Raw genomic sequence first — 24,574 nt, 5'->3', positions numbered from 1 at the left:
ACCCGCATGTACGAGTAAGGAGTCCACCTCCCAGTGTGTAGCGAGTCAACTTGTTAAATTCAAAAGGGATTCCATTAATGCTGCACCTTGCAAAGAGAGCTTGGCAGCAAGTTTCTCTTTCTGCTGTGCCGTTAACGTTTCCATTAAGGGCATAAGTATGGAAAGCTCACTGCTTAATTGCTTCATTTGCTGGGCAACGGTTTGAATTTGTTCTTCCACTTCTGAATCACGCATTTTCTTCGCTTTTTTCATTTCTAGTTTTCTTTTAATCTCGTCTAATGGATAATGCAGTCTTTTGCATTCTTCAATATATTTTAAGTCGTTGAGTGCATCATCTGAATAAATTCGGTAATTAGAACTTGAACGATCAGCTTGTAACAATCCAATTGACGTGTAATAATCAATGGTTCTTTTTGAAACCATTGCTTTCTCCGCTAGTTCACCGATACGATAGACGGCCCCATCATACCACCTCGATTTTCTTTACTACTTTTATTATAAAAAATAAAAACCGTACAGTCAAACGTTCTAGTTAAAACAATGCACTTTGCTACAGTTTATGAAGAAACAAAGATTGATATAATCGAAAAAATAAAAATACCGTCTCCAATTTATTCCGGGGACGGTTGTGCTTGCTTTACTTCAATATAGAGAATATGGTGGCCTTCGTTTTCGAGGATTTTGAAAAGGTAGCCATCTTTTTCGATGGTATCGCCTTTTTGAATATCGAATTTTTGCGTTAAAAACCAGCCGCCAATTGTATCGACTTCGTCTTCTTCCAATGCGATGCCCAACAAGTCGTTTACTTCTTCAATGAGGACTTTTCCATCCAGAATATAAAAGCCATCATCTTTTTTCTGAATGAGCGGGAGTTCATCGTCGTCAAATTCATCGCGAATCTCACCGACGATTTCTTCAATAATATCTTCAACAGTGACAATGCCGGCTGTTCCGCCGTACTCATCTGAAAGAACAGCCATATGGGAGCGGCTTTTTTGCAGCTTTAAAAGCAACTCATGAATCGGAATTGTTTCGATCACAAAGATCGCTGGATTTAAATACGGAAGCAGGGGACTCTGTTCCGAACATTTCTGGTCAATGCAGTCGGTTAATACTTCTTTAATATTGACAATTCCCAAAATATTGTCTTTATCGCCGTCAATAACCGGATAGCGAGTGTAGCCTTCCTGCTTGATCGTTTCAAAAATTTCCTTTAAGGTGGAATCTTTTGATAAGGTGACGATTTCTGTTCTTGGCACCATGATTTCTTTGGCGATTCGATTGTCAAATTCAAAAATTCGGTTTACGTAGCGATATTCCGACTGATTAATTTCTCCGCTTTTATAGCTTTCCGATAAAATCATCCGCAGTTCTTCTTCGGAGAGAACGATTTCTTGCTCTGTTACCGGTTTTAAACCGAATAGACCGGTCACAAATCGTGCCGAACGATTCAGTGCCCAGATAAACGGATACATGATTCGATGGAACCAAATTAGAGCTGGAGCAAATCGCAAAATGATTTTCTCGGCTTTTTGAATGGCAAAAGTTTTCGGCGCCAATTCCCCAATGACGACATTGAAAAAAGTGATGATTAAAAATGCGATAATGAAGGAAATTACCTGTTTGAACGAAAACGGTAAGGGAATTTTCGTAAACAGCGGTTCCAATATTTTACGAATCGTTGGTTCCCCGAGCCAACCGAGAATCAACGAAGTAATGGTGATCCCAACTTGAGTCGCAGATAAATACCCATCTAAGTTGGTTAATACCTTTTTGGCTGCTTCCGCTTTTTTATTCCCCTCCCCAAGCAGCTGATCGATTCTTGTTGTCCGAACCTTGATCATTGCAAATTCGGAAGAAACGAAAAAAGCAGTAAAGGCGATTAATGCTGCAATGATGAATACGTTTAGTAGAACCATTTTCCACCTTACATTCGGTAAGGCTGTCACCTCCACGAACAAATAACTTATCTATATTTTTTACTTCTGTTTCTGTTTGAAACCTTTTCTATGTATAAAACAAAAGCTGCCGGCACGGCAGCGGAGATACCATTCAAATCGTCTGTATGAAAAACTGCGCGATTGGCTACTTTTATTGTAGCGTTCTTTTTTTGAAAAATCAAAAGCTATGCTGGTGAAATGCGATTCCATTCCCGCGCCAGCATGCTGTAGATCATGATATCATGAAACCCGCTTGCTAATTGCTCACCGTCACGGATTTTTCCTTCTTTGCCAAACCCGAGCCTTTCGGGGATTGCCCGGCTCCTTTTGTTTTTCTCACCGCAGCGAATTTCAACGCGGTTTAATCCTAAATCATGAAAGGCGTAGTTCAGCAGGGCTTGAACGGATCTTGTCATAATTCCATGGCCTTCTGCCTGTTTGGCAAGGTAATAGCCAATGCTCGTTTGCAAATTATGCCAATCGATTTGATGCAGGCCAATTGAGCCAACCAGTTCGCCATTATAAAGAATGCCTGCATTAAATCCGTTATTTTCTGCAAATTGGCGCAGCCAGATGGGAATGACCGCTTCGTATTGAAAAGGGGAATCCATTGTATCCACCCATGGCAGCCATTTGCGCAAATGCTCGCGATTTTCATTGACAAGCTGGTATAGTTTTAGGGAATCCTGAAGCTGAAATAGTTTTAGTTCAATTTCCTGATCCACTTTTAAAGTAAACATCCTTTTACACTCCCAATTGTTGAATCGTTCTGTTTCAATATATGGAAAATGCGCCGGCGAAGATGGTTGTCAATAGAAAAAAAGAAAAACCCGTTTCCTTTAAGGCCGGGTAAAAAAATAGCTTTTTATTATGTATGGCGTTCATTTTCTGCTTTTGGGCCAGCAATTGGGAGTTTAATCGAAAAGGTGGTTTTCGCCGGATTGGATCGGCAAGACAAACTGCCTTTGTGCTTTTCGATAATTTCTTTGCAAACAAACAAACCAAGCCCTGTTCCAAGTTTTTTCGTTGTAAAAAAAGGTTCAAAGATCGTGTTTTGTAATTCTTGCGGGATCATCGGCCCATTATTGGTGACATCGATGGTGATGAAGGAGTGATCCTCCATGTAGCTGTGTATTTCAATCGTCGGGTTTTCTTTGCGATGGTGCCCGAGTACATCAATTGCATTGAAAATGATGTTAATAAATACTTGGCGGATTTCGTCCGCATAGCCTTGCAGCGAAATGTCTTCGGATAATTCTTTAACAACTTTCACCTTGCCATCCAAAATGCTAGGATAAAGGAAATTCAACACTTCTTCAATCAATTGGTTCAATTCAAAAACGACTTTCTCCTTGCCAATCAGTTCTTTTTTTGAAAGGAGCAAAAATTGCGAAATTCGAAAATTTAATTGCTCCAATTCACCGGAAATGATGTCCAAATACCGCATATTCGGGTAATCGGCCTTCAGAAGTTGGATAAACCCCTGGATCGATGTAAGCGGGTTGCGAAACTCATGGATAAAGCTGGAGGTCATTTGCCCCAATAGAGTGAGACGATCCTGATGGGTCGAATCAATAAACTGTGTTTTCTCTTCAATTATTTTGTCCTTCGCTTCCGCATAATGGGAAACAGCGTGATAAAGAAATTGATCGAAAAAGGAGTTGATCAGATTGATCGATTCCTGAACTTCTTCCCATGCCAGCTCAGCATTGCTTAAATACCTGAAAAAGGTTGTTCGGCCAATGTTGACATTGTAGACAAATTCTCCAATGTTGATATTGGCTTTTACTCGTTCCTCGGCTATTTTTAGCGCCAGCTCCCTAATCAGCTCGGTATAATCTTGCTCATCTGATTCAAGTGTATGGAGAAGCAAATTGAAAAAAGCAACAGCATTCTCCGGAACTTTTTCTCTAAAAGGATCGTCATTTGATAGAATATTGGCTCCGCTCCAATCTGAAAGCAGCATTGATTTTTGTTCCTCCAAAAATCGCACCATATGTATTTTTGTACTCGTTTGCATTTTATGGTTCCCCCTATAGCAGTTACAAACCTTGCTTAAACAAATAATTCGCTCATTATACAAAAAATCCTTTTTCCTATCCCAAAAATCATATGTGGAAAAATTTTCATCCTGTTGCACGTTGAGTAAAGAAGATTCAGTAATGACGAGAAAGAAATTGTATGCCTCTATGCTGCTCAAAATAGGAGACCCGCAAGGAATTTCTACGAGCACATATCCAATCCTTATGGGTCGTTAGTAAGCTGTTAAGACCTCTGCTTTTTTGTGCTTGTCATTGTATCTGAATGGAAAAAGTAGTATAGTCGAATTGGAAAAAGAAAGAATCGTTCCACAAGGGGAGCTGCGGCAAAGCGGCTGAGAGTGAACAGTTGTGTTCTGACCCTTTGAACCTGTTAGGTAACGCCAGCGCAGGAATGTGGTTTGCTTGAAAAAGCAATGCAGGCATTTTGGCGCCTGCATTGTTTTTTGCTAACCAGAAATTTATATCCATAAATTCTGAACGCACGACGGGCAGGATGCCCTAGTCAGGCGAAGGCACAGGACGTGCCGTTTTGAGCGTGACGACGGGCAGGGATGCCCTAGTCAGGCGAAAGGCACAGGACGTGCCGTTTTGAGCGTGACGACGGGCAACTACACCTCATGAACCGCCAATGGCTCGCTTTCTTTAGGATCTGTTAAACGAACACAGCTTTTTGAATTTTTTTGCCGTTGCTTCAGCTCCCGAAAATAAAAGGGGGAAAAGAAAAATGGTTCAGGTAAAAAGCAATACATTATTTTTGGTCGAGGTTGCAGTATTTGCTGCGTTAGCGTACATCCTTGACTTGGTAAGCGCATTTGTTTTTTCAAGGATTTGGCCGCAGGGGGGATCCGTATCGATCGCTATGGTGCCAATTTTTCTGATGGCGTATCGATGGGGAATAAAAGGCGGTGTTTTAACGGGATTTTTACTCGGACTCTTGCAATTTATTTTAGGGTTTTCACAAATTTATACGATTTTGCAAGGTTTTATTGATTATTTTCTTGCATTTACGGGAGTCGGACTTGCGGGCATGTTTGCTTCAAAAGTGAAAGCTGGAGTAAACAAACAGCAAAAAGGAAAATGGATGATGTACGCAGCGATTGGCGCGTTTTGGGGAAGTTTTGTTCGCTTTGTCATGCATTTTATTTCAGGCATTTCCTTTTTTGGCTCCTATGCGCCAAAAGGTCAGCCCGTCGCCTTGTATTCGCTCATCTACAATGGTACATACATGCTCCCAAGCTATATACTCAGCACCATCACCGTTATTCTTGTCATCAATGCCGCACCAAAGCGAATAATCTAACATCAAAAAAACAAAGAGCAGACGCTTTTTCTTTTTTTTCGATTATTTATATGTTTTTTCAAACTTTTGTCACAATGTGGGTGCGCTGTCTGGTGTTGAAAAATGATAAAATATACATTAGAAAGAGAATCATTCTCAATTACCTTCTCAAAAGGATGATCGAAATGCTTGGAGAGTTAAAAACAGGGGAAAGAGGAAAAATTATTAACTTATCACAGGTGAGCCGCTTGGTTCAAAAGCGGTTGCTTGACCTTGGATTTACCGAGAGTTCTGAAGTTTGTGTGAAATGCATTATGCCTTTTGGCGGCCCGATAATGATTGAATCATGCGGACAGTGCATTGGTATTCGCCGCAAAGAGGCAGATCGAATCGAAGTGGAGAGGTTATAATGGATGTCGCTCTAATTGGGAATCCGAATACGGGGAAAACATCATTGTTTAATCATTTAACAGGTTCTTATGAATATGTTGGAAACTGGAGCGGTGTAACGGTTGAAAAAAAGGTTGGTATCTTAAAAAACAATAGCGGAAAATTGATTGATTTGCCTGGTGTTTACACACTTAACCCGCTTTCGAAAGATGAAGGGGTTGTAACTTCCTTTTTTTTAAACGAAGCAGCCGACCGTTTTTTAAATATTTTGGATGCATCACAATTAGAAAGAAACTTGCATTTGACAATTCAATTACTGGAGTTTGAAAGGCCGATGCTTGTTGGCTTGAACATGGTGGATGTTGCCAAAAAACGCGGCATTCACATTGATGTTGATAAATTGTCGAAAATGATCGGTGCCCCGGTGGTGCCAGTAGTGGCAAGAAGCGGGAAAGGCTGTGACCAGCTTGTTCAGATGATCACCACTGAAACGGCCACTTCCAAGCAAAAAAATTTAGTTTATTATGGGAAGGAAATCGAAGAAGCTGTTTCCATGTTGGCAACACTTATTGGAGAAAAAGTAAGCCATTCCTATCGATGGCTGACATTGCAATGGCTGGAAGGAAACCAGTACGTGAAAAATTTTTTGTATCGGAGTGCCCCTGCTGAAAAGCTCGATGCCATCTTTGATCGTGTTGAAAATCGGATCATTCAGAAAAATGATACGAAGTCGATACCCCATTTTATTTATAACAAGCGAAAAGAAGTAATCGAAAAGATTTTAGCTGAAGCGGTTCAGAAAGAAAATGCGAAGATTCCATTAACCGAAAAGATCGATGCCATTGTGACGAACCGCTATCTAGGCATGCCGATTTTTTTACTGTTCATGTATTTGATGTTCATGCTTACATTTGATTGGCTTGGAACACCGCTGTCTGATGCACTTGATGCGTTTTTGACAGGACCGGTAACCGCTGGAGTAGAAAAGATGTTAACGATTGTCCAAGCATCTGAATTTATCCATGCCTTGATCATTCAAGGACTGGTAGCCGGTGTCGGCGGGGTGCTTGTTTTTGCCCCGCAAATTTTTATTCTGTTTTTCTTTATCTCGTTGTTGGAAGACTCAGGCTATATGGCGCGTGTAGCACTTGTAATGGACCGGATCATGGAAGGGGTCGGTTTGAATGGCAAAGCGTTTATCCCAATGATCATTGGCTTTGGCTGTAATGTCCCGGGGATTATGGCTGCCCGTACAATCGAAACCCCAAAAGAGCGTCTTTTAACGATTTTATTAACACCGTTAATGTCCTGTTCGGCAAGACTACCTGTCTATGCACTGTTTGTTGGCGCCTTTTTTGCGGGACAAAAGGCTGCGATTGTATTAAGTCTTTATGTAATCGGGATCTTCGTAGCCTTTGTTTTGGCGAAACTCTTTTCTTCCACTCTTTTAAAAACGGAAACTTCCTTGTTTGTCATTGAACTTCCTCCATATCGAATGCCGCAATTTCAATCGCTGTGGCGCAGTACATGGGATAAAGGGAAAGGGTTTATCCGCAAGGCTGGAACATTTATTTTTGCCGGATCCGTGTTCATTTGGCTGCTCTCATATGTGGGCCCGTCCGGTTTCAATGTTGAGATGAATAACAGCTATTTAGCCGCAATTAGCAATCGTATTGCACCGCTTTTGAAACCGCTCGGCTTCGGCACATGGCAGGCAGCGGCTTCATTGATTACCGGATTTTTAGCAAAAGAATCAATTATTTCGACAATGAACATTATTTATTTTGTTCCAAATACGTCGAGCCTTCAAGGGTTGTTAGCTTCTTACTATACACCGCTTGCCGCATACAGTTTTATGGTTTTTATTTTGTTATACATCCCGTGTTTAGCAACAACAGCTTCCATATTGAAGGAAACGGGTTCAAAAAAATGGACAGCATTTGCAATTGGCTACGCACTGACCGTTGCCTATGTATTGGCTTTTTTCGTCTATCAAGGCGGGAAATTGCTCGGATTTGCTTGAAGCAATTACCTGCTTAAAGGAAGAAGGTGAAATGGATGGTAGCCAATTTCGTTATCGGTGCCGTCATTTTTGGGTATGCCGGCTGGGCGCTTGTGCGCTTTATTCAAAAATCAAAAAAAGGAAAATGTGCCGCATGTGAAGTGAAAAAAACGTGTTCGAGTTCCTGCTGTACGCCTACTCAACAGACGATTCGAAAGTAGTGTTTTGATCGTTGAAACTATTCACAACTATTTCTTGGCTATATATATGGAACTAAACAATTTGGTTCTGTAACGATTTCCTAGATTAATGACAATATTCTACAAAATTTAAGCACAATATACCTGCAATCATCGGAGTTTGTCGAATATCGTTTTAGGCTATTTATTGCTCAATCCGATCCTGGCAATCTGGCTAAAGGTGTAATTGAGTCAATAGTTAAAGCTTAAGACATAGACGATTAACGATTTTCATAGGGTCTTTATTGATTTGTGTAATGAATGTCTGGACAGCCACTCTAATTTCTTCTACCGTTTTATAAAAAACATTATAAATAATTGATTTTTTTAACCATCCCCACAGTCCTTCAATTAGGTTTAACTCTGGGCTGTATGGTGGGAGAAAAACAAGTTGCAGATGATCTTTATGGGCTTCGAGAAAAGGTTGAATCAGTTTCGAGTGGTGGATTCTAGCATTATCCAGTATCATTACAATCTTCTCACCCTTGTATCTGACTACAACTTTTTCAAGAAAAGATAGGAAAACTTGAGCATCATAGTGTTCTTCTTCTGTGACAAACACTTCGCCTGTTTCGTAATCGAGGGTACCAATTAATTTAACCCCGTGATGTTTTCCATAAGTAGGTATCACTTTTTGTTGCCCTTTAGGAAACCATGTATTGGCTAAAGCTTGGTAGTCCCTGATCATGGATTCATCTTGAAACAGAATTCGATCAATTTCGTCATTCATCATTTTTTTTAATCGTTTCAAATTCTTGTTTGAACGCTTCCTGTTTCTCGGGGTCAGCCTTTGCTAGGGTATACGTTGGTTTTGTGTAACTAAATCCCAAACGAGTCAACAATCTCCTTACACCCCGGTCCGTATAAACAATGTCAAATGTTTGCTTAATCCAATCGCGAACAAGAAATGAAGTCCAATTCATTTCTGCGGGAAATCCAACAGCAGCTGGCTTTTTTTCAACAATTAACTGATAGAGTTCCTTTTCTTGTTCCTCTGTTAGTTGACAAGGGCGTCCGGGAGATTGTCCGGGAACTAATCCCTCCAAACCGTTAGTTTTATAGGCTCGAACATAGTTATATATAGTTTGCTCCGTACATTCTAAAAGGTCAGCGATTTCTACATAAGTCCGTCCTTTTAAATGCATGAGGATAGCCTGATAACGTTTAAACATCCGTAGATCCCTTAAACCATGCATACAAGCTTTAACTTCCTGAATTGAATCCATGTTTTCATTTTGAAGGATTTTCATTATGTGTCCGCCTTCCTAAAGGTTTTATTTACCTATAAGAATTGGACAAATTTTCTTAAAATCCTTTAATTCCATTTATATAGTGTCGCATAGGCAAAAAACTTTCATCTAGACCTGTTTCTGTGTAATATTACACTAGACGGTATTGAAGGAAGGGCTTTTGTAGTGAACAGAGAAGAAATCATTATGCAGGTATCTGACAAGCTTCGCCTAATCCGTACAGAGGCAGGATATACACAGGATAAAATGGCCGAAATCATCGGCGTTTCGAAAAAAACCCTTGTCCAAATTGAAAAGGGAAGAGTTTTTGCCAACTGGGCAACGGTTGTTTCCATTTGTGCACTGTTTCGCGAAACCGAGACCGTTCAATTTCTATTTGGGAACGAACCGTTAGAAGTATTGGAGACAGTTGCACGGGAAGGAATCGATGTAAGAAAGAAGAAAGCATTAGGCGGAAAAATTTTCTGGAAAGAAATCTCCCGGAAAAATGGCTATTTTTTGCAGCAAAATATTCTTAGTAAGCATTTTCGGATTGTTGATGATAAAAATTATCGGATTTTCAGCAGCTTTGATGAAAGAAATTCAAAATTGCGTTTTAAGGAGTTAACAAAACAAACAAAGAAATAACAGAGCCTGCGGGTTCTTTTTTTTTACCCCCAAAAAACCGCTGGGTCTGTCGAAAATTTTGTATCGATATGATTAGCAAGGAATGAGTAAATATTTCCTATTTTGGGTAAAAGAAAATGGTACCAATCATAGGAAGTGGTCAGAGGTGCATTGATGAAGAGCGTATTACAGAATTGGAAAAAATGGCATATGACGCAAATCCTTATCCTATTTGTCTTGATCATGGTATTGGGATTTTTCACTGTCCTCCATGCCTTTGCAAATAATGTGGATATTTCTGCACTGAAGCTTGAAGTTCCTCAAGCAACCGTTTTTTATGATAAAAATGGGAAAGTGGCCAGCAAAATAACGGCCAATCGGAATGAGGGGGTTTCGATCAAGCAAGTTCCCTTAAATATGCAGCATGCCGTTGTAGCGATTGAAGATCGCCGCTTTTACGAACATCACGGAATTGATTTTATCGGAATCGCGCGCGCACTTTTTCGCAATTTACAGGCCGGGGGTACAGTTGAAGGCGGCAGCACCATTACCCAGCAGCTTGCCAAAAATGTTTTTTTAAACCCGAAGAAAACATACAAGCGGAAACTTGATGAAATTTTTATTGCACGAAAAATTGAGAAAAAGTATACAAAACCGGAAATCATGCAAATGTATTTGAATCAAATTTACTTTGGGGATGGCGCTTGGGGGATTAAGAAAGCTGCCCAGAAGTATTTTGGCAAAGATGTTAAAGATCTTTCTTTAAGTGAGTCCGCTATGCTTGCCGGGCTCATTAAAGCACCGTCTGCCTTAAATCCGTACAATCATCTGGAAAAAGCAAAAGAAAGACGCGATGTCGTTTTAGCTGCTATGAAGGAGCAAGGATTTATTACAGACCAGCAGTTAAAAAGGGCGAAGACAGAACAGATTGTTCTTCAGGACAAAGGAGGCGATCCGTTCAGGGGCAAATACCCGTATTATGTTGATCAAGTCTTGGAAGAGGCCATAGAGAAGTACGGTTTATCACAGGATGACTTGCTGACAGGCGGATACAAAATCTACACAGAACTTGACCAGACGATGCAGACTGCTGCCGAAAAAACGTATCAAAACGATACTCTTTTTCCAAAAGGCAGCGACCGCCTTGTCCAAAGTGGAGCGGTATTAGAGGATCCAGTAACGGGAGGGATTCGGGCGATCATTGGCGGCAGGGGCGAGCATACGTTTAGAGGGTACAATCGCGCTTCTCAGTTAAAAGCCCAGCCAGGATCCTCGCTGAAGCCGATTGCCGTTTATACACCTGCGCTTGAAGAAGGGTGGAAAATGACGGACATGTTAACGGATGAACCAATGAAATTCGGTGATTATGAGCCAAGTAACTACAATCACCAATATGCGGGCGAGGTGCCGATGTATCAAGCCGTAATGGAATCGAAAAATGTGCCTGCTGTTTGGCTGTTGAATGAAATAGGCTTGGAAAAAGGCCTGGATTCCAGCAAGCGTTTCGGCATCCCGCTTGAAAAAGGCGACCGCAATTTATCGCTTGCACTTGGAGGCTTGGAAAAAGGCGTTTCACCTGTGAACATGGCTGAAGCCTTTGCCGTTTTTCCAAACCATGGGATACGGGTAGAAAGTCATGTTATTCGTAAAATACTGGATGCAGACGGAACTGTTGTCGCCCAGTGGAAGGTAAAAAAGCAACGAGTTACGACCAAATCCGTAACAGATGAGATGACAGCCATGCTATTGGGGGTTGTCAAATACGGTACAGGCAAAGGAGCGCAAATTCCCGGCCGTGAAGTGGCAGGCAAAACAGGATCGACTCAGGTGCCAATTTCGGGCATTAACGGCGTGAAAGATCAATGGTTTGTCGGCTATACACCACAATTAGTCGGTGCAGTGTGGCTTGGCTATGATAAAACCGATGAAAAGCACTACTTGACAACGACAAGCAGCGAGGGTGCTGCGATCGTTTTCCGTGAATTAATGGCAGAAGCTTTGACCAATACGGCACCAGAACGTTTCAATGTCCCTTCGATAGATCAGCTAATGGAACAACAAAAGCAGGAAGAGGCAGCGCCAAATCCCAACAGTTTTCAGGGGCAGATCAATAACGAACTGAAAAAATGGCAGGATGAATGGAAGAAACAAAAAGAAAAATGGCAGAAGAAATGGAAAGAAAAGGAAAACGGAAAAGGCCGTAAGCATGAGGGCGAGAATGATGACTGACAAAGGGTGCGGGGAAGCCGCGCCTTTTGTTTTGTCCGCCTTCATTGTGTATAATAAAGTTATTTTTGAAGGAGGGAATCGTTGGGTGTTAACATTAATCAAAAATGGAGAACTTTATGCACCAACATATTTAGGAAAAAAAGATCTTTTGCTTGTTGATCAAAAAATCGGTTCTATTGCTGACCGGCTGGATGTACCGGACAATTTTGTTGACATAAAGGTGATCGATGCTGCTGGCAAGCTGATTGTGCCGGGATTCATTGATGCTCATGTACATATTACCGGCGGCGGCGGTGAAGGAAGCTACCGGACGCGCACTCCTGAAATTAACTTGACAGATGCTACATTGGCAGGTGTGACGACTCTAGTAGGGGTCATTGGAACAGACGGAACAACACGGACCATGACGAATCTGATTGCTAAAGCAAGAGCGCTTGAAGAAGAAGGGATTTCCTGTTTTATTCATACCGGTTCCTACCAAGTTCCACTTAAAACAGTAACTGGTAAAATTGAGGACGACATTATTTTAATTGATAAAATTATTGGTGCGGGAGAAGTTGCGATTGCCGATCACCGTTCTTCACAGCCGACTTGGGAAGAAATGGCCAAAATTGCCTCTGCTGCAAGAATTGGCGGCCTTCTTTCCGGGAAAGCAGGTGTTGTCAATATCCATGTAGGCGACAGCTATGACCATTTAAAGGTCATTGAGCAAGTGGTGGAAAAAACCGATATTCCAATTAGACAATTCTATCCAACACATATCAACCGCAACCCGCATTTGTTTGCAGAGGGAATCCGCTATGCCAAAAAAGGCGGTTATGTTGATTTTACAACGAGTACCATTCCAAAATTTTTAGAAGAGGGGGAAGTGAAATGCAGTGCTGCCTTAAAGAGGATGCTGCATGAGGGAGTGCCGATTTCCCAAATTACGTTTACTTCGGATGCCCAAGCAAGTCTGCCGGATTTTAATGAACACGGTGAACTGATTGGTTTGAAGATTGGCAAAGTTTCGAGTCTTTACAAAGAAGTGCGCGATGCCGTCATTGAGGAAAGCATACCGTTGGAAACAGCGATGAAAGTAATCACAGAAAACCCTGCTTCGATCCTAAAATTAAAGCAAAAAGGCTCGATTGCAGAAGGAAAGGATGCCGATCTGGTTCTTTTAAATGCGGAAGATTATACAATTGATTCGGTTTTTGCCCTCGGCCAATTAATGGTCGAAAATGGCCGGGCGATTGTAAAAGGCACTTTCGAGGATGAGGAGTAATGGATTTAGCCAATCAACTGTTGTCAAAAATGGTGAGCATCTTCATTCATAGAAGAGCCACCTTTTTTTATTCACGCTTTTTTTGTTCCATCCACCTCCGTATTTCAATAATTCATAAATTTTTCCAATGTAAAAAAATGAACGAAAATTAATCTTATGCGTCTTATGTATGAATTGAAAATGGATGGGGGAAAGAGAGGATTAAAATGAATGGATGAATGGATAAAAAAGGCGAAAAAAGGAGACGAGCGGGCGTTTGCCATGCTCTTTAAAGACAACTACCCATACCTTGTTAAATATTTAATAAAAATCACAATGAATCCAGACACCGCTGAAGAATTGGCCCAAGAAACAATGGCAAAAGCGGTTCAAAAGCTCTCTTTATTTGATGGGAAAAGCAAATTTTCCTCCTGGCTGATCACGATTGCGACCAACTCATATATTGACCAGTGCCGAAAAATGAAACGGGAAAACGAATGGCGGAAACAGGAAGTAACATACCGGAAATTAAAGTGGAATTTGGAGAGCCACAATGAGGAATGGAATGATGCTTTAACTGCTTTGGGGAAACTGTCTGAAGACGTAAGAATACCGGTCGTTTTAAAACATTACTACGGGTATTCTTATGAGGAAATTGGCGCGATGATGAAAATTGCTTCCGGCACCGTCAAATCGCGGGTTCACAAAGGCATTCAAATCGTAAGAAAGGAGCTGAATTTGTCTTGAAACAAGAAAAAAAAAGATCAGTTGAAAAAGATGCTGAGACCATAAGCGTGATCCAACAAGGATTAAAGAGTATGGACAACATTCCGATTCAGTCACCGGATTTGCAATGGTTTGAACAATTTGTGAGAAAGGAAAAACAACTGGTTCGAAAAAAATAATTAAGGATTTAGTGCTTTTTATCGTTATTGCTTCTCTTGTTCTAAGCGGTGTGATGATCTCTCTTTCCCAAGTTCCGGCCGTTTTTATTTTGCTGCAAATTGGAACAACGGTTTTTATTGCGAGTTATACAACGATAAACATGAAAAGGAAGGTGGAAGCTGATGAAAGGTGAACTTTCATTTCCAATTATTTTACTGGTTGCCCTTATTCTTTTGACGCAAAGTATCTTTTTGTTTTGGCATGCGCGTAAGCACAACCATAACTACTGGCTGTGGGGAATAGTCGGGCTTATTCAAGCGCCGATGCCTACATTGTTTTATTTGATTTTTGCCCGTAAAGTTTTGAAAAAAAAGCCTCAAGAAAAAAATTAATACGTTAGACCAACCCGATAGCCGATAAATTCCGTTGAAAACAACTGGGCATACGCAAAATCACCTGTGTCATAAATAGAGATAGAAGACGAATTGTCTGGCAAAAAATCTTTTTGGAATCGATATGTGCCGATCCGTTCGCCGACAGGCAAGTATGTCGGGCAAACAATTGTCCAATCGAGGTCAGAATTTTTCAGACTTAAATAAGCTTTTAGATGGTCTTCCGCATCTTTTGTTGTTTTTCGTTTCGATTCAGCGGATTGAAAACGGTAGAGGGACGGGTTGCTTCGCGCCTGAAGAATTCCAGCCGTGCCGATTGTGATAATCCGTTTGATCCGCTGCTTGTTCATTTGATTGATAATCAGTGGCATCGAGTCAGAAAGGGTAGTCGAACCACCTGTGTTTAAAGCGCTGATCACGGCATCTGCACTCGTCATGGCAGCAGCAAGATCCGTTTCAACCAAGACATTTCCGACAATGGCGGTCAAATTTTGATCGTCAAAAGCAAGTTTGCTTTTCTCGCGAACGATGGTACGAACCAAATGCTGGTGGGCAAGTGCATTTTCAAGGATGACGGTGCCGACACGGCCTGTTGCTCCTAAAAGACAAATGTTCACAAAAAATCCACTTCCTTGTCATAAAATTTAATTATTTGGAATCTTCACATACGTGCAAATGTGATAAAATTAGTTATGGTAAAAATGCCAATAAGGCGTAAAGAGGCATGGATGAATAGTCAAGTGTGCTTGCAATCGGAAGCATCATGATTCTTGTCTATTATATCGGCTACATGTTCATAAAATCATAACTTGCAGACAAAAAAGTCTTTTTTTTTAGCAAATCCGAATTTATATGGATAAATTCTGAACGGTCGATGGACAGGACGTCCTAGTCAGGCGAGTGCCACAGGAATGCCCAATGCTCCTATTTTTCAGGCCTAAGCGGTCATTACTAGCTTCCCTAATGCCCGCTTCTCCAATTTTTCAGGCCAAACCGGTCATTACTAGCTTCCCTAATGCCCGCTTCTCCAATTTTTTAGGGTAAACCGGTCATTACTAGCTTCCCTAATGCCCAATGCTCCAATTTTTCAGGCCTAAGCGGTCATTACTAGCTTCCCTAATGCCCGATCCTCCAATTTTTCAGGCCAAACCGGTCATTACTAGCTTCTCTAATGCCCAATTCTCCAATTTTTCAGGCCAAACCGGTCATTACTAGCTCCCGTAATGCCCGCTTCACCTATTTTTCAGGCCAAACCGGTCATTACTAGCTCCCGTAATGCCCAATGTTCCTATTTTTTAGGGTAAACCGGTCATTACTAGCTTCCCTAATGCCCGCTTCTCCAATTTTTCAGGCCAAACCGGTCATTACTAGCTTCTCTAATGCCCGATCCTCCAATTTTTCACGCCAACCCGGTCACTACTGGCTTCACCGGAACGCCCCCCGGAAAGCGAGTGCCTGGAGCGGAAATCAACAGACTCCGTTTATCAGCCAAACTAAAAACGGACCGGGCGGTTTGTGCCCGGTTTTTCTTATCAAAATGAACGCCCCCCGCTAGTAAAGCGAGGGGCTAGCCATATTATTCAGTTGTTGTTTGTATATGAAAGAAATTAACGTTGGAAACCGCCAAGTTGTTGCTCAGCCATTGATACCAGGCGCTTCGTAATTTCTCCTCCAACAGAACCGTTAGCACGAGAAGTTGTTTCTGCACCTAATTGTACTCCGAATTCTGAAGCAATTTCATACTTCATTTGATCAAGAGCTTGCTGTACACCAGGAACTAAAAGTTGATTAGAGTTGTTGTTACTTGCCATAGTTGATAACACTCCTCTGATTAATTTTGGGGTTAGTATGGATTTGAACCACATTTGGAAAAATAATTCCATTGCCTCCGAGGCCTAACCCATGTTTGAGATTTAAAACTCTTTGATTTGTTGCTTTGTAATCTCTATTATGCGGCATTTTTTTGAGCTTATTCTTAAAATGAAACCGGGAATTTATACCAAATGACTTTTACATACAGTGTGCATTCCTGCATAAAATAATCGTAACAATTCATTTTCGAGGGCTGTGATGAAAAATGCCAATTTGTCCAATATGTAATGGGTTAAGAGCCTTTACAATGAAATGCAAAAATTGCGGCAGCCAGATGATAGAAAGAGGCAGAATCATGGATTATTACGATGATTATAGCCCGTATATGGAGATTGATTTAATGAAAATGGAGGATGGGTATCCGGAATCATTTAAAAATCATCAATGTCCGCATTTATACAGCTGTCCAAACTGTTTAACGGATGAAGTAATTTTAATAATGGAATAAGAAATGCCTGGCGCCTGTAATTATGAAAAAAAAGGAAAAACAGGCATTAGGGAAGGCAGTAGTACCCGTTTTGCCCTGAAAAAAAGTAAAGATATAAATTCTGATTTTAAAAAATAACCCCGCTTAAACGCGGGGTTATGGGTAAGGCTTCGATTATTTCTCATTCGTAGGGCGAATGCGCTTCTCTGTTTCTACATCGAAGAAATGGGCTTTGTTCATATCAAATGCAAGTTCCAACTTATCTCCAGGTTTGATGTCTGATCTGGAATCAACACGGGCAACAAAGTCTTGGCCGCTGATGCTTGAGTAGATCATTGTTTCAGCACCTGTCAGCTCGGCAACGTCGATATGAGCAGAAATTTTCGAACCGCTGGATGCTTCAATGAAGATTGGCTCGTCATGAATGTCTTCTGGACGAACGCCAAGTGTAATGGATTTGCCGACATAACCTTGTTCACGAAGGTATTTCATTTTCCCTTCTGGTACGGAAACAGCAGCATCACCAATCTGGAATTTACCATCCGTTAATGTTCCACTAAAGAAGTTCATTGCAGGAGAGCCGATAAAGCCGCCGACAAAAACATTTTCAGGTTTTTCATATACTTCTTTTGGCGAACCGACCTGCTGGATGATACCATCTTTCATAACAACAAGACGTGTTGCCATTGTCATTGCTTCTGTCTGGTCATGGGTAACGTAAATCGTCGTTGTTTGCAGGCGGCGGTGAAGCTTCGCAATTTCCGCGCGCATCGCAACACGAAGTTTTGCATCCAAGTTTGAGAGCGGCTCGTCCATTAAGAATACTTTTGCATCACGGACAATGGCACGGCCAAGGGCAACACGCTGACGCTGACCGCCTGATAGTGCTTTCGGCTTCCGGTTTAAGTAAGCCTCAAGTCCAAGAATTTTTGCTGCATCTTTTACCCGGCGGTCAATCTCATCTTTTGGAAACTTGCGCAATTTTAAACCAAATGCCATATTGTCATATACGGTCATATGTGGGTACAGGGCGTAGTTTTGGAAAACCATCGCAATATCGCGGTCTTTTGGTGCAACATCGTTTACTCTTTTTCCATCAATAAAAAAATCGCCTTTAGAAATTTCTTCAAGGCCGGCAATCATTCTTAAAGTTGTTGATTTACCGCAGCCAGATGGCCCAACGAAAACGATGAATTCTTTGTCATCAATATGAAGATTAAAGTCTTCAACTGCGGTTACTTTATTGTCATACACTTTGTAAATATGATCTAATTTCAGCTCTGCCATTTGTTTGGCCTCCCTATCAAAACTTTTATTCTTGTTTTTAGTTTAATAGGAAACGCTTCCAAATAAAATGGACACAGTGCACAAACTTCTGTGTCCTTATTTGGGCAAATTGATCTTAAATATCTTCTTCCTCGTACAGAACACATGCTAAGAACACAGCAAATGCACCGTAAAAGTCTTTTAATTGAATGCCGGTTTTATCAGTAAACTTATCAATTCGATATTGAAGCGTATTGCGGTGAATATACAATTTTTTTGCTGTGAGACTGGCATTTAAATTCGTTTCCAAAAATACTTTGATCGTCCGCAGCATTTCCGGATCATCCGCGAACGCTTCGGAAATTGTCTGCTGAAGTTTTTCTTGAATCGGCTCCGGCAAATGGGCAGCTAAAAAAGATGGGAAAATTCTTTCGAACGAAAAGACCCTTATTTGCCCCAGATGGGCTTGGCCAAAATGAAAATATTCTTTTTCTGCTTGAAAAGAACCCGGAGCCGTGTTCGAGAGGACGAGCGGCTTTCCTATATAAAAATAGATTTTCACGTAAAAATCACTTTCAAGCGTTTCCGTCATAAAATGCAATTCTTTTTCCGAAAGAAAGGAGGTTTTGATTTTTTGCTTTTCGACAATCACTCCAGAGTGGCTATTTTCCCATAAAACGATAATATCATCAGGAAAAAATCCTTTTAGCGCCTGTTCAATTCCCGCTGGTTCAGCTAGGTCGCCTTTCATTTGAAATTGAATGAACCGGAAAAATACATCTTCGGCATGCGAGGGCACAAGACCGTTTAAAAATAAATAATCGTACCAGCTTTTTGCCATTGGAGAGATAGGGGTTGATTTCCCTTGGTCAACCAGTTCATAAAGTGTTTGCAGAAGCTGGATTTCAGGCTCGCTCAAGTTGGTTTTCGGAATGGCCAGCCACTCATTACGAGTGTAATCTGCGAACAGACAAAAGCCTTCAAGGGATTCATGCGGCTGGGTCGTAAAAAGAACAGCGTCCGAATACAATCGTTGCAATTTTGATAACATGCTGACAATCCTTTTCTGTAAAAAATTTTATCATGTCTATTATAGCAAATCTTTCTGCTCGTTGAGAAAAATGCGAAAAGGAGACCAATGTCTCCTTTTTAATGGTCTAGGAAATTATAAATTTTTACTATGTGGATAACCTTGCACGAGTTTTCTGAATCTAGCTCCAGCGCCTAGCCCCTCGAGGTCTTAAGCCGTCCCCCTCCGGAGGTCAGGACCGTCCTGCGGGTGCCGTCTTAAGCTTGTCGGGGCTAACCAAGGCGCTTCCGCCTTTTGTTCTCAAATCCTGTTAATTGAAAAAATAAGCGGCATAGCCGGGTGACCCTAAGTTCCTCAATTTCTTCTTCATCAAAGCGCATCGGCTTTGCGTTCACTTCAAAAAGATAATACTTGCCCTCTTTGCTGATTCCGGCATCGATCGAGAACTCGCCAAAGTATCCGAGTTCCGTCGTCAATGTTCTGCCAACATGGCTGACAACTAGCTGAATAAACTGATCGAGTTCAGCGGTTTGAAACAAATGATACGGCAAAAGCCTGCCGCCGTTTGGGATATGGGTTGTCAATTCTTGATCTTGTGACTGCCGAATGCCGATCCCTGTAACGCGATAATCATTCAGATCGGCATGCGCCAAAATTCGAAAATCAAACCGCTTTCCCTTGTAGCGCGACGGGGAAATTTCTTCTTGGACAAGATATGGTTTTTCCGTTAAATTGGATCCTTGTTCCTGCCAAAATGCCGCAAACGATTGGTATTGCTTCCGTTCCAACAAACCTTCAAATGATATTTCAGATTCGTTCTCAAGTCGCAGCCGAAAAATTCCTTTTCCTTTAGCAGCTTGTGTAGGTTTTACGTAAACGCTTGTGTGTTTTTGCAAAAATGTCCGCAATTCGACGTCTCCTGTAATCAAATTTGTTTCAGGTAAAAAATTTTGCAAGACGGAATGATTTTTAAACAAGTGATATACTTGGTATTTGTCAAGAAAACAAGGATTGAAAAACGGAATGTTTTTTGCTTTTAAGTCTGCAAGAATGGTGCGGACATTCTTTTCTTTTTCTGATTTCCGAAAAGGAATTCGATTATAGACAAGATCGGGATATGGAAACGTCATTTTTTTCCAGGATTGTTCTTCCGGCAAATAGGCATAACCGTTCACCATGATGCCGTTGACACTGTCTGCTGTAAAAATAAAGCTAAATCCCTTTTGTGCCAAAAGTTTTTTTTGCAATTGAATAAACAGACTGCTATTGCCGGAAATCGTTCCGTCCGTTTTTCTTGCCGTTAAAATCCCGATCAGCGGTCCAACTTTTCCATTTTTTGTGGTGAGGTCAAAGCTGAAATCCGCTTCCTTTTTCGTTTTTCTTGGGAGGATCTCGTTCATCCCGCCGATGGTGACAGCTGTGTCCAAGCTGGTTTGGTACCATTTTCCGGATTGACTGTCATAGTGTATGTTCATTTGAATAATTCCTCTGGATAGAGGATTGCTTGTTCTGTTAAAAATACCGCAAAAGCAATCGAAAGTTTTCTCGTCAACAGGTCAAATTCCTTTAAATCCGGATGTTTAAAAATGGATCGCCCGGGCTTCGAATTGGCTTCGAACAGCCATACGTCCCCGTTCTTGTCGATGCCTAAATCAAACCCGATTTCACCGATAATCCCTTCCATGTTTTTCTCTAAGGCCTCGCTGAGGAGAAGGGAGGCGGTCGTCAATTTATCCGTATACAATTTTCGTTCCTCCGGTGGGAAAATTTCCGCCAGTGTTTTGATTTCGCCACCGTTCCGAACATGGGTCGTCACGCTGCCGCTTCCCGCCACTTTGGCAGCGATTGCTGTGACATGCCAATTGCCTGCGTCATCCTTGTTCGTATGAACGCGAAAATCAATGGAACGTCCGTCTAGCTTCAATAAATGAATCCCTTGCTGGACAAGCATAGTGTCTAGTTTGCGTTTAGCAAAAACAATTTTGAAAAGGCTCTCGAGAGTGGAAAACTTCCGCAAACGATTTGTTCCATCCGGATCGCGATAGCGGCAGAAATAGCTGTTTTCGTTTTTATCATAAAGAATTTGATGAACACCGATTCCAAGGCTACCATTATTTGGTTTAATGTAAACATGGCCAAACGTGGACAGCATTGTTTCAATTGCCGAAAAAGACGTAAATGGATGGGTTTCCGGCAAATAGTTTCCGACTGTTGATTCCTGCTGCAGCCGGTCATAAACATCCTGTTTATTGAAAAATCCAGGATTGTACCATGGGATCAAATACTCTTTTTGCATCCGATCCTTCACTTGTTTTAATGAAGGCTTCCGTTCGCTTTTTCGGTTTGGCAGCCGGTCATATACAACATTGGGAAAGGGAACCTCGACTGTTTCCCATTGATTTTTATGATAAAAATAGCCTTTAATCAGACCCTGATCCCAATCGATGTGTTGCTCGCCAAAGACGAACGGAAGAACGCCAACGGATTTTTTTACTGAAAGTAGTTTTGCAAAAATGTATGAACGTTCCCCGATCGGTTGCAATGGAAAAGGGGTGAAACCTGAGGTGAAAATACCGATCAAAGGGCCGATCACCAATGTTTTATAATCAAAAAACGCGTGAAGCGGGATGTTGAAATCAGGGAAATGAAGTAGCTCACCCAGTTTTTTGCTGATGACAATCCGATTTTTTTTTTCGGGATGGGGCAGAAAACGCGCTTCAACAGACTGGGTGCCGAAAGCAATTTTTTCTATTTGCCGATCCTTCACGATCTCTGGAGGACAGAAAACGACCAATTGATCGTTTAAAGCGATGTCAATGGGATAGCGTTTTCGCATAATAGCTCTTCCTTTCTTTTCTGCCGATTTCCGTCAGCAACTTCGCATAATGGACGGGAGCATTGTAAAGGGTCTCTTGGATAGCGGGATTGGTGCTTAGGATGACTTTTCGACCCGGTTTGGAATTCACATCAAGAATCCATAATGAACCGTTTTTCGCTACGCCAATATCTACTCCCAGCTCAAACAATGGCAGAAACTCGTTTTCGACTAATCGGGTCAGGTGGCTCTTTATATAGTCCAGTTCTGAACAAATATACGCTTTCTTTGCGGGAGGCAGTGCCTCCGACCAGGAGACAAAGTCAGAAACCATTCCCCCGGCACTTAAATTGGACAAGATTCCGCCTGTTAACCCAGTGCGAATTCCCCTTCCGCGCTCTGTCCAGCTGCCGTCTGCATCTTTTTGCAGCAGGAGGCGAATATCAAATGGCTGCAGCTCATCATTGGTTAATTCCAGATACGGCTGAATAAGATAGGGTAGCTGGTGCAGCAAAGGATTGAGCCAGGATAAGAGCTTTTCTTCATTTGGGAAAATTCTTGAGATAATCTTTTTTTGTTTCTCCGTTTTGACATGGAAGGTTTTCTCGTTTTTTTTGAGATAGTAAATTCCATAGCCTTGCGCACCGTTAATGGGTTTGAGAATGACTCTTTGCTGCTTTTTAAGCTCAGAAAACACGTCTTGCGCTTGGCTTACCGGCTTTGAGGCTGGCAAGTAAGGACCTAATTCCGTGTGATGCAAAACTTCATATAACTCCAGTTTGTTTGGCAATCCATATCCTAAAAATTGAATGTCATCCCTGTTTTTGAGCCAGGATACAATTGGGAGACATTGTTTTGAATGTTCATCGTTTCCATAGAAACAGCGATCATAAATCAGTGCAGGTAGAGGAAATTCATCTTCCACCCAACATTCAGAAGATGCATCGAATTTTTTTCCTTTGACAAGATGGGTGTTTGGAAGGATACTGGATGGAATAAAGCGGACGCATTCCACTTGCTGGGCAGCCGCACGTTTTGCAATTTCTGTCAAATAACCGCTTTCGCTGTCCATGGTTAATGTCATAAATCCAAGAGTTAACAACGGTTAATCCTCCTTATCTTCCGTCGCTTCGAAAGCGAGTTTCGTACAAAGCTGGATAATTGCTTTCGTCGATGGCCGTATTTTTGTTTTTGTCTGTTCAAAGTTTTTGGATGGTTTCGAATTGATTTCGATCAGCCAAAGCTTTCCACTCGAGTCAACACCAATATCAACGCCAAGTTCACCGATCAATCCTTCTGTGTTGCGGTCGACTGTGTCAGCTGCTTCGATCGCCAGTTCCTTCATTAGGGAGAGAATTTCTTTGGCTGTTTTCTTCGGGAAAAATAATCTCAATGCGGTGATCGGCTTAACCATTTCTCCCCCTCTTGCTATATTTGAGACAAATTGCTGATCGCCGGAAATCCGGGCGACAATGGAAGTAACTTGCCATAAGTCATCCGGATTTTTGTGGCATAAAACGCGAAAATCAATCGATCGGGATTCGTGTGTTGCAAGCAAAATTCCTTGTTGAATAATGTATATTCGCTTCTCTAGTAAAGGCTGCAGCAGTTGAAAAATTCTTTCGGCGGATTGGACTTCTGAAAGCTTGCTCGATAACGCGCAGGTCGTAGTCTCGAGCCGAAAGGAGTTTTTTTCGTTTGTCAGTTTCAGAATGTTTTTGCCTTGGCTTCCATGGGTCGGTTTTAAGAAAACAATTGGATATTTTTCAAGAAACGTAAAAAACGTTTCTTTCGAAAACAATTCTGTTTCAGGCAAATAAGGGAGGAGCTTATCCTCAAGGCTTAACATTTCAAATACTTCCCATTTCGATAAAAATCGGTCATTAAAAAAGGGAATGGCGAATCGTTCAAGCTGCTGGCGAAAGGCTTGAAATACCCGAAGCTGTTCAAGCTTGCGGGAATGAGTGCGATTGTAGATGACATTTGGTAGCGGAAGTTTTCCAAACTCCCATTTCCCCTCATGCAAGAAATAGCCGTTCACGCCGTTTGCTGTAAAATGTTTATACGTAAAAATGTAAAAAATTCCGCCAAGCTCCGCAGTTTTCGCAGCTAATTCTTCACAAAAAGAATGGATCGAGCGAAAATAGGGTTCGTCTTCAAGACTTGATGGTGGATCTGTTAAAAGTGCGACCACCGGGCCAAGATAAAGGCTGTTGTCTGCCGAAGAAGCTTTGGCTTGAAGCTTGACTGCTGTTTGCAAAGGCAAAGAAAATTCAGCGATTAGTGGTTCCGGCAAATGTATTTCGTTAATTGGAATATCTTGCACTGATAGGTTAACAACTTGGATCATGTTTCCGATAAAAAGCTTTATTTTTTGGTCTTGTTCAAACCCAAATTGAGCGAGCAACCGTTTGGATAGAAGAATTTGCCGTTCGGTACAAGCCTGCTTGGCTTTAGCAATGGTCACAGGTGTTAACGATAGTGACATACACATTCCTCATTTTTTCGGAAAAAGTGAGTAAAACATAGGCAGAAGTTGATATAGTATCGTATGAATGGAGCCCAGCGATTGTGATTCGACTTCCTTTTAATCAGGAACGAAGAATGAACGTTCTCGCAATTGCCTACATAGTCTGGTATAGTTGAAAAGAATGGCAATGAAGA

General features: G+C 41.5%; 25 protein-coding genes and 1 riboswitch. Of the genes, 12 read left to right on the top strand and 13 right to left on the bottom strand.

Annotated elements, in window-relative coordinates; genetic code table 11:
• Nucleotides 1–45 precede the first annotated feature (45 nt).
• From ACQYAD_RS07800 to ACQYAD_RS07785, 4 genes are all read right to left on the bottom strand, one after another.
• Nucleotides 46–447: a MerR family transcriptional regulator gene (locus ACQYAD_RS07800; protein WP_430237237.1), complete on the bottom strand. Its 402-nt coding sequence runs from the start codon at nt 445–447 to the stop codon at nt 46–48.
• 164 nt (nt 448–611) lie between these two features.
• On the bottom strand, nt 612–1,919 hold the full coding sequence (locus tag ACQYAD_RS07795; RefSeq protein WP_430236914.1) for a hemolysin family protein: 1,308 nt from the start codon (nt 1,917–1,919) through the stop codon (nt 612–614).
• Nucleotides 1,920–2,125: 206 nt separating this feature from the next.
• A complete protein-coding gene (locus ACQYAD_RS07790) occupies nt 2,126–2,680 on the bottom strand; it encodes a GNAT family N-acetyltransferase (RefSeq protein WP_430236911.1) in 555 nt (184 codons plus the stop codon).
• Between the two features lie 128 nt (nt 2,681–2,808).
• Entirely contained in the window at nt 2,809–3,960 is a 1,152-nt protein-coding gene (locus tag ACQYAD_RS07785) for a histidine kinase N-terminal domain-containing protein (protein ID WP_430236910.1), read from the bottom strand.
• A gap of 323 nt (nt 3,961–4,283) precedes the next feature.
• A riboswitch (TPP riboswitch) is annotated at nt 4,284–4,391 on the top strand.
• A gap of 315 nt (nt 4,392–4,706) precedes the next feature.
• Between ACQYAD_RS07785 and thiT the strand changes: the two genes are divergently transcribed.
• The 4 genes from thiT to ACQYAD_RS07765 all read left to right on the top strand — a co-directional run bounded on the left by thiT (nt 4,707) and on the right by ACQYAD_RS07765 (nt 7,874).
• Nucleotides 4,707–5,282, top strand: coding sequence for an energy-coupled thiamine transporter ThiT (gene thiT, locus ACQYAD_RS07780; protein WP_430236908.1), 576 nt, complete (start codon nt 4,707–4,709; stop codon nt 5,280–5,282).
• Nucleotides 5,283–5,446: 164 nt separating this feature from the next.
• The gene (locus tag ACQYAD_RS07775; RefSeq protein WP_430236906.1) at nt 5,447–5,671 is read left to right on the top strand and encodes a FeoA family protein; all 225 of its coding nucleotides are present in this window, start codon (nt 5,447–5,449) and stop codon (nt 5,669–5,671) included.
• The gene (gene feoB, locus ACQYAD_RS07770) at nt 5,671–7,674 is read left to right on the top strand and encodes a ferrous iron transport protein B (RefSeq protein WP_430236905.1); all 2,004 of its coding nucleotides are present in this window, start codon (nt 5,671–5,673) and stop codon (nt 7,672–7,674) included. The genes ACQYAD_RS07775 and feoB overlap by 1 nt, the downstream gene beginning before the upstream one ends.
• A gap of 35 nt (nt 7,675–7,709) precedes the next feature.
• Nucleotides 7,710–7,874 carry a FeoB-associated Cys-rich membrane protein gene (locus ACQYAD_RS07765; RefSeq protein ID WP_430236903.1) on the top strand — a complete coding sequence of 55 codons (165 nt, stop codon included), beginning with the start codon at nt 7,710–7,712 and terminating at the stop codon, nt 7,872–7,874.
• A 217-nt stretch (nt 7,875–8,091) separates the two neighbouring features.
• Here ACQYAD_RS07765 and ACQYAD_RS07760 read toward each other — a convergent pair.
• A protein-coding gene (locus ACQYAD_RS07760; RefSeq protein WP_430235185.1) for an IS630 family transposase occupies nt 8,092–9,118 on the bottom strand; the annotation gives its coding sequence in 2 pieces (ribosomal slippage) (nt 8,092–8,647 and nt 8,646–9,118; 1,029 coding nt in all).
• Nucleotides 9,119–9,307: 189 nt separating this feature from the next.
• Between ACQYAD_RS07760 and ACQYAD_RS07755 the strand changes: the two genes are divergently transcribed.
• The 7 genes from ACQYAD_RS07755 to ACQYAD_RS07725 all read left to right on the top strand — a co-directional run bounded on the left by ACQYAD_RS07755 (nt 9,308) and on the right by ACQYAD_RS07725 (nt 14,500).
• Complete coding sequence (locus ACQYAD_RS07755; RefSeq protein WP_430236901.1) at nt 9,308–9,769, top strand: helix-turn-helix transcriptional regulator; 462 nt, start codon at nt 9,308–9,310, stop codon at nt 9,767–9,769.
• A gap of 153 nt (nt 9,770–9,922) precedes the next feature.
• Nucleotides 9,923–11,977, top strand: coding sequence for a transglycosylase domain-containing protein (locus tag ACQYAD_RS07750; protein ID WP_430236899.1), 2,055 nt, complete (start codon nt 9,923–9,925; stop codon nt 11,975–11,977).
• A gap of 85 nt (nt 11,978–12,062) precedes the next feature.
• Nucleotides 12,063–13,244, top strand: a complete 1,182-nt coding sequence (gene iadA, locus ACQYAD_RS07745) for a beta-aspartyl-peptidase (protein WP_430236897.1) — start codon at nt 12,063–12,065, stop codon at nt 13,242–13,244.
• Nucleotides 13,245–13,454: 210 nt separating this feature from the next.
• Nucleotides 13,455–13,970, top strand: a complete 516-nt coding sequence (gene sigY / locus ACQYAD_RS07740; RefSeq protein ID WP_430236895.1) for an RNA polymerase sigma factor SigY — start codon at nt 13,455–13,457, stop codon at nt 13,968–13,970.
• The gene (locus tag ACQYAD_RS07735; protein WP_430236893.1) at nt 13,967–14,128 is read left to right on the top strand and encodes a hypothetical protein; all 162 of its coding nucleotides are present in this window, start codon (nt 13,967–13,969) and stop codon (nt 14,126–14,128) included. Before sigY ends, ACQYAD_RS07735 begins: the two co-directional genes overlap by 4 nt.
• An 11-nt stretch (nt 14,129–14,139) precedes the next feature.
• The gene (locus ACQYAD_RS07730; RefSeq protein ID WP_430236891.1) at nt 14,140–14,301 is read left to right on the top strand and encodes a hypothetical protein; all 162 of its coding nucleotides are present in this window, start codon (nt 14,140–14,142) and stop codon (nt 14,299–14,301) included.
• Nucleotides 14,291–14,500, top strand: a complete 210-nt coding sequence (locus ACQYAD_RS07725) for a sigma-Y antisigma factor component (RefSeq protein WP_430236890.1) — start codon at nt 14,291–14,293, stop codon at nt 14,498–14,500. Before ACQYAD_RS07730 ends, ACQYAD_RS07725 begins: the two co-directional genes overlap by 11 nt.
• Here the strand turns inward: ACQYAD_RS07725 and ACQYAD_RS07720 are convergent.
• Both ACQYAD_RS07720 and ACQYAD_RS07715 read right to left on the bottom strand, forming a co-directional pair.
• Nucleotides 14,497–15,117: an NAD(P)-dependent oxidoreductase gene (locus ACQYAD_RS07720; protein ID WP_430236888.1), complete on the bottom strand. Its 621-nt coding sequence runs from the start codon at nt 15,115–15,117 to the stop codon at nt 14,497–14,499. The two genes, ACQYAD_RS07725 and ACQYAD_RS07720, sit on opposite strands and share 4 nt — an antisense overlap.
• Before the next feature lie 990 nt (nt 15,118–16,107).
• Entirely contained in the window at nt 16,108–16,311 is a 204-nt protein-coding gene (locus tag ACQYAD_RS07715) for a small, acid-soluble spore protein, alpha/beta type (protein ID WP_430237234.1), read from the bottom strand.
• Between the two features lie 266 nt (nt 16,312–16,577).
• Here ACQYAD_RS07715 and ACQYAD_RS07710 point away from each other — a divergent pair, with 266 nt between their 5' ends.
• Nucleotides 16,578–16,820 (top strand): hypothetical protein, encoded by a 243-nt coding sequence (locus tag ACQYAD_RS07710; RefSeq protein ID WP_430236887.1) that lies wholly within the window; start codon nt 16,578–16,580, stop codon nt 16,818–16,820.
• A gap of 153 nt (nt 16,821–16,973) precedes the next feature.
• Here the strand turns inward: ACQYAD_RS07710 and ACQYAD_RS07705 are convergent, their stop codons facing one another.
• The 6 genes from ACQYAD_RS07705 to ACQYAD_RS07680 form a co-directional block, all read right to left on the bottom strand.
• Nucleotides 16,974–18,086 carry an ABC transporter ATP-binding protein gene (locus ACQYAD_RS07705; RefSeq protein ID WP_430236884.1) on the bottom strand — a complete coding sequence of 371 codons (1,113 nt, stop codon included), beginning with the start codon at nt 18,084–18,086 and terminating at the stop codon, nt 16,974–16,976.
• Nucleotides 18,087–18,201: 115 nt separating this feature from the next.
• Nucleotides 18,202–19,116, bottom strand: coding sequence for a PucR family transcriptional regulator (locus ACQYAD_RS07700; RefSeq protein ID WP_430236883.1), 915 nt, complete (start codon nt 19,114–19,116; stop codon nt 18,202–18,204).
• 251 nt (nt 19,117–19,367) lie between these two features.
• Nucleotides 19,368–20,570 carry a YheC/YheD family protein gene (locus tag ACQYAD_RS07695; protein ID WP_430236882.1) on the bottom strand — a complete coding sequence of 401 codons (1,203 nt, stop codon included), beginning with the start codon at nt 20,568–20,570 and terminating at the stop codon, nt 19,368–19,370.
• Nucleotides 20,567–21,931: a YheC/YheD family protein gene (locus tag ACQYAD_RS07690; RefSeq protein WP_430236880.1), complete on the bottom strand. Its 1,365-nt coding sequence runs from the start codon at nt 21,929–21,931 to the stop codon at nt 20,567–20,569. The genes ACQYAD_RS07695 and ACQYAD_RS07690 overlap by 4 nt, the downstream gene beginning before the upstream one ends.
• Nucleotides 21,909–23,012, bottom strand: a complete 1,104-nt coding sequence (locus ACQYAD_RS07685; RefSeq protein WP_430236878.1) for a YheC/YheD family protein — start codon at nt 23,010–23,012, stop codon at nt 21,909–21,911. Before ACQYAD_RS07685 ends, ACQYAD_RS07690 begins: the two co-directional genes overlap by 23 nt.
• Before the next feature lie 3 nt (nt 23,013–23,015).
• A complete protein-coding gene (locus tag ACQYAD_RS07680; RefSeq protein WP_430236877.1) occupies nt 23,016–24,398 on the bottom strand; it encodes a YheC/YheD family protein in 1,383 nt (460 codons plus the stop codon).
• Between the last annotated feature and the right edge of the window lie 176 nt (nt 24,399–24,574).

Source organism: Neobacillus sp. SM06, from assembly GCF_050496765.1.
GTDB lineage: Bacteria > Bacillota > Bacilli > Bacillales > Cytobacillaceae > JAEVLT01.
Note: the sequence above shows the minus strand (reverse complement) of the source record. Positions and strands in the feature narration are given on the sequence as shown.

Bases quoted from the DNA above. Each gene is read 5' to 3' on its own strand.
- ACQYAD_RS07790 (WP_430236911.1), bottom strand. From the start codon at position 2,680: ATGTTTACTTTAAAAGTGGATCAGGAAATTGAACTAAAACTATTTCAG.
- ACQYAD_RS07785 (WP_430236910.1), bottom strand. From the start codon at position 3,960: ATGCAAACGAGTACAAAAATACATATGGTGCGATTTTTGGAGGAACAA.
- ACQYAD_RS07765 (WP_430236903.1), top strand. From the start codon at position 7,710: ATGGTAGCCAATTTCGTTATCGGTGCCGTCATTTTTGGGTATGCCGGC.
- ACQYAD_RS07795 (WP_430236914.1), bottom strand. From the start codon at position 1,919: ATGGTTCTACTAAACGTATTCATCATTGCAGCATTAATCGCCTTTACT.
- ACQYAD_RS07775 (WP_430236906.1), top strand. From the start codon at position 5,447: ATGCTTGGAGAGTTAAAAACAGGGGAAAGAGGAAAAATTATTAACTTA.
- ACQYAD_RS07700 (WP_430236883.1), bottom strand. From the start codon at position 19,116: ATGTTATCAAAATTGCAACGATTGTATTCGGACGCTGTTCTTTTTACG.
- ACQYAD_RS07715 (WP_430237234.1), bottom strand. From the start codon at position 16,311: ATGGCAAGTAACAACAACTCTAATCAACTTTTAGTTCCTGGTGTACAG.
- ACQYAD_RS07690 (WP_430236880.1), bottom strand. From the start codon at position 21,931: ATGCGAAAACGCTATCCCATTGACATCGCTTTAAACGATCAATTGGTC.
- thiT (WP_430236908.1), top strand. From the start codon at position 4,707: ATGGTTCAGGTAAAAAGCAATACATTATTTTTGGTCGAGGTTGCAGTA.
- ACQYAD_RS07750 (WP_430236899.1), top strand. From the start codon at position 9,923: ATGAAGAGCGTATTACAGAATTGGAAAAAATGGCATATGACGCAAATC.
- sigY (WP_430236895.1), top strand. From the start codon at position 13,455: ATGGATGAATGGATAAAAAAGGCGAAAAAAGGAGACGAGCGGGCGTTT.
- feoB (WP_430236905.1), top strand. From the start codon at position 5,671: ATGGATGTCGCTCTAATTGGGAATCCGAATACGGGGAAAACATCATTG.
- ACQYAD_RS07705 (WP_430236884.1), bottom strand. From the start codon at position 18,086: ATGGCAGAGCTGAAATTAGATCATATTTACAAAGTGTATGACAATAAA.
- ACQYAD_RS07725 (WP_430236890.1), top strand. From the start codon at position 14,291: ATGAAAGGTGAACTTTCATTTCCAATTATTTTACTGGTTGCCCTTATT.
- ACQYAD_RS07710 (WP_430236887.1), top strand. From the start codon at position 16,578: ATGCCAATTTGTCCAATATGTAATGGGTTAAGAGCCTTTACAATGAAA.
- ACQYAD_RS07695 (WP_430236882.1), bottom strand. From the start codon at position 20,570: ATGAACATACACTATGACAGTCAATCCGGAAAATGGTACCAAACCAGC.
- ACQYAD_RS07680 (WP_430236877.1), bottom strand. From the start codon at position 24,398: ATGTCACTATCGTTAACACCTGTGACCATTGCTAAAGCCAAGCAGGCT.